General features: G+C 44.3%; 7 protein-coding genes and 1 riboswitch. Of the genes, 5 read left to right on the forward strand and 2 right to left on the reverse strand.

From position 1 onward, the window contains the following. Positions 1-328: 328 nt before the first annotated feature. On the forward strand, positions 329-2,119 hold the full coding sequence (locus CXF83_RS05020) for a flavocytochrome c (RefSeq protein ID WP_101091601.1): 1,791 nt from the start codon (positions 329-331) through the stop codon (positions 2,117-2,119). Positions 2,120-3,014: 895 nt separating this feature from the next. Here the strand turns inward: CXF83_RS05020 and CXF83_RS05025 are convergent. Continuing rightward, a complete protein-coding gene (locus tag CXF83_RS05025; protein WP_101091600.1) occupies positions 3,015-4,004 on the reverse strand; it encodes a class 1 fructose-bisphosphatase in 990 nt (329 codons plus the stop codon). Positions 4,005-4,231: 227 nt separating this feature from the next. Between CXF83_RS05025 and CXF83_RS05030 the strand changes: the two genes are divergently transcribed. After that, on the forward strand, positions 4,232-6,472 hold the full coding sequence (locus CXF83_RS05030; RefSeq protein ID WP_101091599.1) for a S9 family peptidase: 2,241 nt from the start codon (positions 4,232-4,234) through the stop codon (positions 6,470-6,472). 340 nt (positions 6,473-6,812) lie between these two features. Here CXF83_RS05030 and arcA read toward each other — a convergent pair whose 3' ends face one another. Further along, positions 6,813-7,529, reverse strand: coding sequence for a two-component system response regulator ArcA (gene arcA, locus CXF83_RS05035; RefSeq protein WP_101091598.1), 717 nt, complete (start codon positions 7,527-7,529; stop codon positions 6,813-6,815). Between the two features lie 568 nt (positions 7,530-8,097). On the opposite strand from arcA, the gene CXF83_RS05040 reads away from it, so the two are divergent. The 3 genes from CXF83_RS05040 (at position 8,098) to CXF83_RS05050 (ending at position 11,470) form a co-directional block, all read left to right on the forward strand. Continuing rightward, entirely contained in the window at positions 8,098-8,526 is a 429-nt protein-coding gene (locus CXF83_RS05040; RefSeq protein WP_101091597.1) for a DUF3293 domain-containing protein, read from the forward strand. A gap of 78 nt (positions 8,527-8,604) precedes the next feature. Further along, positions 8,605-8,784: riboswitch (Lysine riboswitch) on the forward strand. A 182-nt stretch (positions 8,785-8,966) separates the two neighbouring features. Beyond that, positions 8,967-10,331, forward strand: a complete 1,365-nt coding sequence (gene lysC / locus CXF83_RS05045; RefSeq protein ID WP_101091596.1) for a lysine-sensitive aspartokinase 3 — start codon at positions 8,967-8,969, stop codon at positions 10,329-10,331. 32 nt (positions 10,332-10,363) lie between these two features. Next, positions 10,364-11,470: a succinylglutamate desuccinylase/aspartoacylase family protein gene (locus CXF83_RS05050; RefSeq protein ID WP_101091622.1), complete on the forward strand. Its 1,107-nt coding sequence runs from the start codon at positions 10,364-10,366 to the stop codon at positions 11,468-11,470. The last annotated feature ends 65 nt before the right edge of the window (positions 11,471-11,535 follow it).

Below are 11,535 nucleotides of genomic sequence, written 5' to 3' on the forward strand. Positions count from 1 at the left end.
CTCTATTTAGCTACGCAGAGGTTTCTATTGTCTATCATTAACTAAAATAGTTGGGTGCTGTCGGCATTGATGTGTGAGCGGGATAACATAGAGTTATGCATTTTTGCATAACTGACCATGCAGTTATGCATCTTTGCATGAGGTGATTTACAGGCTGTGATCAAGTGTTCAGTTTAGCGTTGTTATCACGGGATTCAGTTGAGCAACGCCTGTATCAGCCGCAATATAGTGATGAATTTAAAAATTAACGACAACACTTTTGATTGTCGAAATTATAGTGATGACTTTTGTTCGCTGCGATGCAGTTGGGTAAAGGTGAGGATTTGAGATGAAAAACTTTAAAAAAGCAGTGTGTATTGCCACACTTCTCGGCTCAACAGGCTTTATGGCAAGTGCGATTGCCGCTGACAACTTGGCAGAATTCCACGGTGAAAACCAAGAGTGTGATAGCTGCCACATGCCAGATGGTGAACTATCAAACGATAGCTTAACTTTCGAGAACGCTCAGTGCGTATCTTGTCACGGCACGCTAGAAGAAGTCGCTGAAGAAACCAAACATGAGCACTACAATGCCCATGACTCTCATTTCCCAGGCGAAGTGGCTTGTACCTCTTGTCACAGCGCTCACGAAAAATCGATGGTCTACTGTGATTCTTGCCATAGCTTCGATTTTGATATGCCGTATACAAAGAAATGGGAACGTAACGAACCTAGCATCAAAGAGTTGTTGAAAGACAAGTCTGAGCGTCAAGCAGCACTCGCTGCAGCGCCTCGTGATACTGTAGATGTTGTTATTGTTGGTTCTGGTGGTGCAGGTTTCTCTGCTGCCGTCTCTGCGGTTGATAACGGCGCTAAAGTCATTCTTGTTGAAAAAGAGCCCGTCATCGGTGGTAACGCTAAGTTAGCCGCAGGTGGTATGAACGCCGCTTGGACTGATCAGCAAAAAGCCAAAGGTATTAAAGACAGTGTTGAATTGATGGTTAAAGACACCATGAAAGGTGGCCGTAACTTAAACAATCCAGCATTGGTTGATGTACTTGCATCTCACTCTAAAGCTTCAGTTAACTGGTTGACTGGCATGGGTGCTGATTTAGATGACGTTGGCCGCATGGGTGGCGCATCAGTTAACCGTTCTCACCGTCCAACGGGTGGCGCTGGTGTAGGTGCTCACGTTATTCAAGTGCTTTACGATAATGCTGTTAAGCGCGATATTGATATGCGCATGAACACTCGCGGTATTGAAATCCTAAAAGACGATGAAGGCAATGTTAAAGGCCTACTCGTTAAAGGCATGTATAAAGGCTACTACTGGATCAAAGCAGATGCTGTTGTATTAGCAACAGGTGGTTTCGCTAAGAACAACGAGCGTGTAGCAAAACTTGATCCTAAGTTAAAAGGCTTTATTTCAACTAACCAACCAGGTGCTACTGGTGACGGTATCGATGTTGCGGAAAATGCAGGTGCAGCTACGGTTGACCTTCAGTACATCCAAGCTCACCCAACACTTTCTGTTAAAGGTGGTGTGATGGTGACTGAAGCTGTACGTGGTAACGGTGCAATCTTGGTTAACCGCGAAGGTAAGCGCTTCGTCAACGAAATCACTACACGTGATAAGGCTTCAGCAGCTATCTTGAACCAAACTGGTAAGTCTGCGTTCCTAATCTTTGATGACTCAGTCCGTAAGTCACTAAGCAAGATTGATAAGTATATCGGTCTAGGTGTTGTACCAAGTGCTGATTCGCTAGTTAAGCTTGGCAAGTTAGAGAACATCGATGGAAAAGCACTGACTGAAACTGTCGCTCGTTACAACACCCTTGTGACTAGTGGTAAAGATACTGACTTTGCACGTCCAAACCTACCTCGTGCATTGAACGAAGGTAACTACTACGCAATTGAAGTGACTCCTGGTGTTCACCACACTATGGGCGGCGTGATGATTGATTCTAAGTCTGAAATTATGGACGCTAAGAAGCAAGTTATCCCTGGTCTATACGGCGCTGGTGAAGTGACTGGTGGTGTTCATGGTGCTAACCGCCTAGGTGGTAACGCAATCTCTGACATCGTCACCTTCGGTAGAATGGCTGGTGAGAACGCAGCGATTTACTCTAAGAAAAACTAACTTTTAGTTACTCTTAATATGAAGCCTTCATCTGTATAGATGAGGGCTTTTTTGTATGTGCAACTTTTGTCATAAGTTGCTTAAGGGGTTAGAGATATCAAGCTGCGCTTAATAAAAGTCGCGAGCTTCCAGCTCACACTCGGCCAAAAGGGGATCAACAGCAATCCCCTCTTGGATCGCCCGTGCCGCCCCGACGAAGTTACATGCATTAGATACGGGCCTCATACTCCAATAAAAATCGCCTAACGGCTCAGATGGTACATCCATGTACCCCCGAGCCTGAACCTGAACCATCAACTGATAGGCAGGATGCCTGAATGTCTTGAAGTGCATGGATGCGCGGGAAAGACCATGATGGTTCCACGGCATTTTCATCTGCGTACTTCGGCAACTTCGATGGGGAATAGGTGTTTTCTGTTAGTTTAAAGTGACGGTAACTTTTGCATTCTTAAATTGAAAACCTAAATACCGAATGATTGTGCTTTTATAACTCGGTGTAGAAGCGACTGAGGCCTTCGGAAACAAGGCACATTATGTTACCGACATAATTTGGCATTCCCTCCATTCCTGGAGGTCAGATATTTTGGTTGAGCCCACATGGACCCTCTCTTTATAAAGAGCTGCGGCGAGTCTCAGCAGCGTCTGCACATGGCCGACCGCAGGTTATTGGATGAGGACAAATTATCAATATGCAGAATTTAGCTTTGTCCAAATTAAAGCCACAAAAAAAGCGCAATCCCCAAAAGGAACTGCGCTTTTTCATTTAGAGTTGCTGCTAGAAGCTGCTAATGCTCAAGCATAGAACCTTCTTTAATCTTTTCCGTCTCAGATTTTCCGGCCGTTCCGTCTTAACTTGTGCCGTCTTAGCTCTTCCTAGCTTCTAGCTCCTAGAATCTTATATTGTCGGCTCTTCGCTGTAATCTTGAGTGTGATATTCAAGACAAACGTCAACTTCGTTAGCTGAGCCTAAGATCACGGCAACACGCTGATGGATCGCTGTAGGCTGAATATCCATGATGGTTTCATAACCGGTAGAAGCCTTACCGCCTGCTTGTTCAACAAGAAAAGACATTGGATTCGCTTCGTACATCAAGCGCAATTTAAACGGCTTGTCAGGGTTCTTGTTGTCTGTTGGGTAAGTAAAAATTCCGCCGCGACAAAGCACGCGGTGAACATCGCCGACCATGGCGGCAATCCAGCGCATGTTAAAGGCTTTTTCACGCGGTCCAATTGTCCCTAATAGCAGATCGCTGATATAGGTCTGCATTGGCGCTTCCCAGAAACGCTGGTTAGACATATTAATAGCAAACTCAGCCGTGTCTTTGCTGATGCTCATCGCTGGATCAGTTAACAGGTACTCGTTAGTGTCTGGGTTTAGGGTAAACAACTGCACCCCTTTACCCGTCGTCAGTGCCAACATGGTTGATGGGCCGTAAAGCACATATCCGGCAGCAACTTGATTGCGGCCTGCTTGTAAAAAGCTCTTTTCTGAAAACTCGCCAGCGGGTGCAGGTAGTACTGAGAAAATAGTGCCGACTAATGAGTTGATATCGATGTTTGATGAACCATCAAGTGGATCAAAACACACTAGATACTCACCGTTAGCATCGGCATCAACGACGTAATCTTCCTCTTCAGACGCAATGCCACGTACTGTACCGTCAGCTTTTAGCGCATCTTTGAGCATATCATTGGTGATGATATCCAGTTTCTTTTGGGTTTCACCTTGAACGTTCTCTTGTTCAGTTGCGCCCAGAATGCCGGCTAAAGCACCGTGGCGAACGGCATGGCTGATCTCGATTGAGGTTTCAGCTAAGGTCAGGATCAGTTTTTCAAGAGAGGGAGAAATCGCTTGCGATGTCAGGTTTTCAGCCAGAGTCTGCATGTTGTTTCCTATGACAATTTAATCACACTAAATTGAGTTAGAGATTTGAGGGTTTAAACTTATTATTGTCGGCGATGATACCTGAGAATGGCAGTTTTTTCAGCTGTAAAGCACACGCGCCTGTGCATATTGTGTGCATTGTTTTTGTTTTAGTGATGATTGAGGCACAATGTAGGCGAATTTTCAGTCAAAGCACGTTTTAACAACGTGTTATCCAAGGAATAATAATGAAAAAAAATTGGATGAACTTGCTGCTTGCTACTCTCCCTATGGTGATGGCATCGACAGCAGTTGCACAATCTACAGCATTAGCGGGCGGTGATACCCCGCTCACTATCGAACGTATGTATGCTTCTCCTGCACTTGCGGGCACCAGTCCTCGTGGACTTAAGTTATCGCCAGACGGTAAGCGGGTAACCTATTTAGCGGGTCGTAAAGATGATCAACACCTTTATGACCTATGGCAGATGGATGTGGCCAGCGGTAAGCAGAGTTTATTGCTTGATGCTGACAAGCTGGTAGCGGGCGAGTTATCGGATGAAGAAAAAGCACGCCGAGAGCGCCAACGCATCTATGGGCAAGGGATCATGGAGTACTTCTGGGCCGATGATAGCCAAGCTATCCTTATCCCTGCATCTGGCCAACTGTATTATTTCTCCGTTAATAGTAACCAAGTCAAACTGCTTAATACCAGTGAAGGCTTTGCAACCGATGCGAGGTTGTCTCCTAAGGGCAATTTGGTCTCTTTTGTGCGTGAGCAAAACTTGTATGTGCTTGATCTCAAAACCGAGAAAGTGACTGCGCTAACAACCGATGGCGGCGGGGCAATCAAAAATGCCATGGCTGAGTTTGTCGCGCAAGAAGAGATGGGCCGCATGACGGGCTATTGGTGGTCACCGGATGAGTCGGCGATTGCTTATACCCGCATTGATGAGTCTGGCGTGGAGCTGGTGACGCGCAATGAAATTTATGCAGATGGCATCAAGCTGACTGAGCAACGTTACCCTTATGCGGGTAAAAACAACGTTAAAATTGAACTTGGCGTAGTGTCGCTTAACGACAAAAAGGTCGCTTGGGTCGATTTAGGCAAAGAGACTGATATCTACCTGCCGCGGGTTAAGTGGTTACCTGATAGCAAGCAGTTGTCGTACCAATGGCAAAGTCGTGATCAACAATCACTCGATTTAAGAGTGGTCAATATTGATGACATCAAGCGCAATAAAAACTTAGTGCAAGAGCGCAGCCAAGCTTGGGTTAATCTCAATGATGATCTGCACTTTTTAAAGCAACAAAAAGCCTTTATCTGGGCATCTGAGCGTGATGGATTTAACCACCTTTATTTGATTGGACTGGATGGCAATGTTATTCGTCAACTCACCAAGGGGGATTGGGCGGTTGATGACGTCGAGTTTATCGATGAAAAAGCGGGCCAAGTTTACTTTACTGGCCGCCAAACTAAAGTGACTGAGAAGCAGTTATACCGCGTCGCTATTGCGGGTGGCAAGGTCGAGCCAATCAGTACTCGTTCTGGTATGCACTCAACGGTGTTTGCTGACAATCAAGCTGTCTACTTGGACTATTTCAGTAGTTTATCGCAACCACCTCAGGTGAGCTTACATGACGATTCTGGCAAGCGCCTTGCTTGGGTAGAGCAAAACGAAGTCAAGCCAGGACATCCGCTGTATGACTACTTTGGTTTATGGCAAGTACCGGAGTTTGGTGAGTTAACCGCTGAAGATGGTCAAGCATTGCAATATAGAATGTTTAAGCCAACCCATTTTGATGCCAGTAAGAAATATCCAGTGGTGGTGCGTGTTTATGGCGGCCCACATGCTCAACTGGTGACAAACAGTTGGAGTCATCAAGATTACTTTACTCAACACCTACTGCAGCAGGGTTTTATCGTTTATCAACTGGATAACCGCGGTTCAGCTCATCGTGGTACTAAGTTTGAGTATGTCATCTATAAGCAGTTAGGTGATGCTGAAGTGAACGACCAGAAGGTGGGGGTCGATTACCTTCGCAGTTTGCCTTTTGTTGATGGCGACAATATTGCTATCTACGGCCATAGCTATGGCGGTTATATGGCATTAATGAGCTTGTTTAAAGCGCCAGACTACTTTAAAGCGGCTATCTCCGGAGCGCCAGTGTCTGATTGGTCACTGTACGATACGCATTACACCGAGCGTTATCTTAGCCACCCAGAGACGAATGCTAAAGGGTATGAGGCGAGCAGTGTATTGCCGTATGTGAAAGGCTACGAGTCTGGACTGCTGATGTACCACGGTATGGCAGATGACAATGTACTATTTGAAAATAGCACTCGAGTTTATAAAGCTCTACAAGATGAAGGTAAGCTATTCCAGATGATTGATTACCCTGGTTCAAAACACTCTATGCGCGGCGAGAAGGTTAGAGTGCACTTATATCGTTCTTTAGCTGACTTCTTAGAGCGTGAATTGAAATAGTACTATCGCTAAGTTAAAAATAGGCATGGAGGTTTTTTATGACTCTTTGCCTATATTTTATTAACTAAAGATTAAACATCGTTAATAATAAGACTATTTATTCTAAAAAAGCCAAAGGCAGAATGGAACTATACTCCTAAATATATATAGGAGTATGGTTAGCATATTTGACAAATGGTGTTTATCTGCTACCAATGTTTAGCTTAGTGTTGAATACACTTAAGGTTTAATTAAGCATTATATTGTTTTTTACGCAGTAAATTTTACTATTTTAAAACACAAATTTTAGAAACAAAAAAGCCAGTCAAATGACTGGCTTTTATTTTATTCGATTATCGAATTAGTCTTCTAAGTTACCACAAAAACGGTAACCTTCACCGTGGATCGTAGCGATGATTTCTGGCGTATCAGGCAAGCTTTCGAAATGCTTACGGATGCGACGAATCGTTACGTCTACAGTACGGTCATGTGGCTTAAGCTCACGACCTGTCATCTTCATTAGCAAGTCAGCACGGCTAAGGATCTTACCTGGGTTCTCTACAAAGTGCAGCATAGCGCGGAACTCACTACGTGGCAGCTTATATGACTCACCCTGTGGGCTGACTAGAGAACGACTGTTTATTTCTAAGCTCCAAGCGTTGAAACGGTAGAACTCAACAGCGCTTTTCTCTTCAGACTCAACACCAGTGCTATTGACACGTGTTAGTAAGTTGCGAGCACGAATAGTCAATTCACGAGGATTGAATGGCTTAGTGATGTAATCATCTGCACCGATTTCAAGTCCAAGGATCTTGTCTACTTCGTTATCACGGCCCGTTAGGAAGATCAGGCCAATGTTATTTATTTCACGAAGCTCACGGGCTAATAAAAGTCCGTTTTTACCTGGTAGATTAATATCCATCACGACCAAGTTAATTTTATTGTCTTGCATAGCTTTATGCATTTCAGCGCCGTCATTGGCTTCAGATACCACATATCCTTCTGCTTCAAAAATACTTCTAAGTGTGTTTCTGGTAACGGCTTCATCTTCAACAATCAGAATGTGCGGGTTTTGCATATTAATTACCTAATTTCTGTCAATTCTATTCTAACCATGAGTATAAGTACTTTTATACTCCATCTAGTTATGCTGATATTTCACTGATACACGTTGGTGTTTTCAAAATATATTCTGAAACGGCAACACACTTCATGATAAGTAAAGTATGGGTATCTCACATATGGAAAACGTAAACTGTATTCTCTTCGATAAACAATAAGTACAAGAAGTTCCTTAACTATTGTTTTTTTTTGAAGTTTAAATGTTAAATCAAACATAGATCACATTTGATACAGCTGTGTGGATTACTCTTCTATCTGTTTCAGATATATGTAACAAAGTGTGTCATTACATGTATGCAGTGAGAGTCAATCAACAAGACCCATTGTACTCGTTTTAGGCATTTGTTAACAAATGAAATGTTAACAAATTTACGCCAAGGCATGACTTAGATCACTATATTACACCTAAGTGACTGATATTTATACAATGTAATTTTTTATTTACTGTGAGCTATATCACGCGCCTAGCGAGTCCTAACGATTTAGCTATAATAAAATCACCTCAAGTGGAGAGTTTGTTAGCAATGGACCAGTCAGTCGAATGCCTTTGGCGCTATTATCAAGAAACGCAATTCCTGATCACGCAAGGATTGTCCTCTAAAATATCTTTTGCAATCATCACTGCACACAATCCAAGAGGTAAGACGCTTACTCCTTGCCAAAATCGACTGCTAGATCGAAAGCTGCAGCAAGCTATCCTCATGTTACGTCGACCCTATCGAGCGATGGTGGGGGCATCGCAAGATCGTAAACACATGGAAAAGAGCTGGGCGGTGTCGACCGATAAAGCGTCAGCAATCGAATTAGGGTGTCAGTTCAACCAAAACGCTATCTATTACGTAGAAGATGATCAGTTGCAATTGGTCCCATGCTTATTGTCAGGGCAGGAAACTTCGCTCGGCGCTTTCTCGCCGCGGGTCAACGTGGTTCATGAATTTCCAGACCGGGTGTAATTCTTAAGTTGTATAAATTTCGTTTGACTTGAACGTGTTATTTATATACTTTTTACTCTCTTGGTTTGTGTACAAATTGAGTACAGAAGAGGAGCGTTAACTAGGTAGTGAATGAAAGGGGACCAAACCCCATTGACCATTCATGATGGAGATTAACGCCGAGATACTAAAGACGTTTTGGCACTGTCTTATGTATTGGTCGTTCAGGCTGAATCCTGACGATTGTCACCTATATTATGGTGGAGAGCTTCTGGTGACGATCGCTGTTTCCCATCTCTGGGGTGCATATCTTAGCACCAGGCTCTTCGAACGAAGTTAGTTCGGAGCTTATTCATGTTAGTTTTTCTCTCAGTTTTTATACCTGTTTCTATATCAGTATCTATATTAGTTTTTAACGATATGCAATCGACATTGTGTTCACTCCATGTGGAGGCATCTTTATGTCCGTAATTCATACGTTAACCGTTGCTAAGTTTGGCGGTACCTCTGTTGCAGATTACGATGCTATGCATCGCTGTGCGGATATCATCATCAATAACACCGCCACTAAAGTGGTGGTGGTGAGTGCTTCTAGTGGGGTGACTAATAAACTCGTTGCGCTAACCCAAGCTACAACAACGGATGAATATCGTAAGCAGTTAATTAAGCAGATAGCTTCTATTCAATATCAAATTCTCGATAGATTAGGGAACCCAAGTGATGTTGCTGCCAAAATTGATGCGGTACTCAGTCATATTTCAGATCTAGCTGAACGTCTAGTGCTAACTCGCCATAAGGCTGTTGTTGATGAGCTGTTGTCTCAAGGCGAAATGTGTTCATCGATTTTTTTTGCTGCAGTATTACGAGAAAAAGGCGCTTCGGCCTCAGCATTTGATGTAAGGCAAGTGATGCGTACGGACAGTCACCATGGCCGTGCCGAACCACAAATTGAGGCGATATCTGAGCTTGCAGCGCTGTATTTAACCCCTCTATTAGCATCGCAAGTGATCGTGACTCAGGGGTTTATTGGTGCCGATGCTGAGGGGGCTACAACGACATTAGGCAGGGGCGGCAGTGACTATTCCGCTGCTCTACTTGCAGAAGCACTGCGTGCTACCTCGGTTGAGATTTGGACTGATGTTGCTGGGATCTATACTACGGATCCAAGACTGGCCCCGAATGCTAAGCCTATACCTGAGATAAGTTTTAATGAAGCGGCAGAGATGGCCACGTTTGGTGCCAAAGTGCTGCATCCTGCCACTATTTTGCCCGCAGTACGCCAAAAAATCCAAGTCTTTGTAGGATCTAGCTGGGCACCAGAGCAAGGAGGTACCTGGATCCGACATCAGGTGTCTGACGAGCCAGTTTATCGCGCAGTTGCCGTAAGACGAGATCAAACATTATTGAATCTGCACAGCTTGCAAATGCTACACGCACAAGGCTTTTTAGCGGAGACGTTTGCAACGTTGGCACGGCATAAAATCAGTGTTGATCTCATCACCACCTCTGAAGTGAATGTGGCGTTAACACTCGATAAAACCGGCTCTGACTCGAGTGGTAACGGTCTGTTAAGTGAGCCTTTACTGCAAGAACTCTCTCAGCATTGCCGCGTGCGGGTAGAAGACGGTTTGGCATTAGTGGCTGTGATTGGTAATAGAATCGCTTCAACGGCGGGGGTATGTCGCCGGGTGTTTGAAGTATTAGAGCCGCATAACGTTCGAATGATCTGCCAAGGTGCGAGCCCTCATAATCTGTGTGTATTGGTTGAAGAGGCAGAAGCTGCAGATGTTATTCGTGCTTTGCATGAAAACCTGTTTGAATCTTAATTACTGTTTACCCAAGGAATAGACTGCACATGATGCAATTTACCCAATCTAGCTTAATCGTTGGAGAACTGGCGACGGGGCAAGAATTGAGAGTGCCTGTGTATCATCTGGCCGCAAAAGATCCATCTGCGCCAAAAGTGTTTTTGCAAGCGAATGTTCATGGAGCAGAAGTGCAAGGCAACGCAGTGATATTCCAGCTGATGAAACAGTTGGAAGCTATGGATGTTCGGGGGGAGATCACCTTACTGCCGCTGGCAAATCCATTAGGTATCAATCAAAAGAGTGGTGAATTTACGCTAGGCCGTTTTGATCCTATCACCGGTGTTAATTGGAACAGAGAATATTTAGATCACCAGATAGATATCCCAAATTGGTACTCAGAGCATTGCCATTTAAGTGATGAATTGCTCAACCAAGCCTTTAGGCTACAGCTTATAGCGTCTTGCCAGGCTCACTTGGCGAACCCTTGGGGGGTGACAACGGGTAAAAGACTGGCTATAAGCTTACAAATGTTGGCGCATCAAGCGGACATAGTGATTGACCTACATACCGGGCCTAAGTCTTGTAAGCATCTTTATTGCCCTGAATACGCACAAAGTTCCGCTAAATTCTTCTCGATCCCTTATAGCTTAATTATGCCTAATAGTTTTGGTGGCGCGATGGATGAAGCCGCATTCTGTCCATGGTGGGAGTTGGTGGAGTATGCCGCAACACAAGAGCGAGAATTGAATGTAGCAGTGTCGGCTTTTACATTGGAACTGGCGAGCCAAGAGCGTATCGATATGGATGACGCCCGAGAAGATGCACTGGGGATTTTAGCCTATTTGAGTCATCGAGGCGTGATGGCTGATCAAGTGGCTCCTGCGGTAATGGCACGTTATGGCTGCTTACTGAAAGACTACAAAAAATACCACTCACCGAAAGGCGGTATGGTTGAGTATTTAGCGCAACCCGGCGAACCGTTAAAAGCTAATCAACCTCTGGCCAATATATTAAGGCTTGATTGTTATGGCACTGAAGAGGAGTTAACCCCGCTATACCTCGAACAAGATTGTGTGCCTATCCTCCACTTTGCTTCTGCTTCAGTCTATCAAGGGACTGAGCTATACAAGCTGATGACCAATGTGTTTGATTTGTAGAAAGCTAAATCAGCAAAGGTTAGTCAATTGGATGAGTTAATAAGCAATAAAAAAGGGAGCCACTG

Origin of the sequence: Shewanella sp. Choline-02u-19, assembly GCF_002836205.1 — a bacterium.
GTDB lineage: Bacteria > Pseudomonadota > Gammaproteobacteria > Enterobacterales > Shewanellaceae > Shewanella.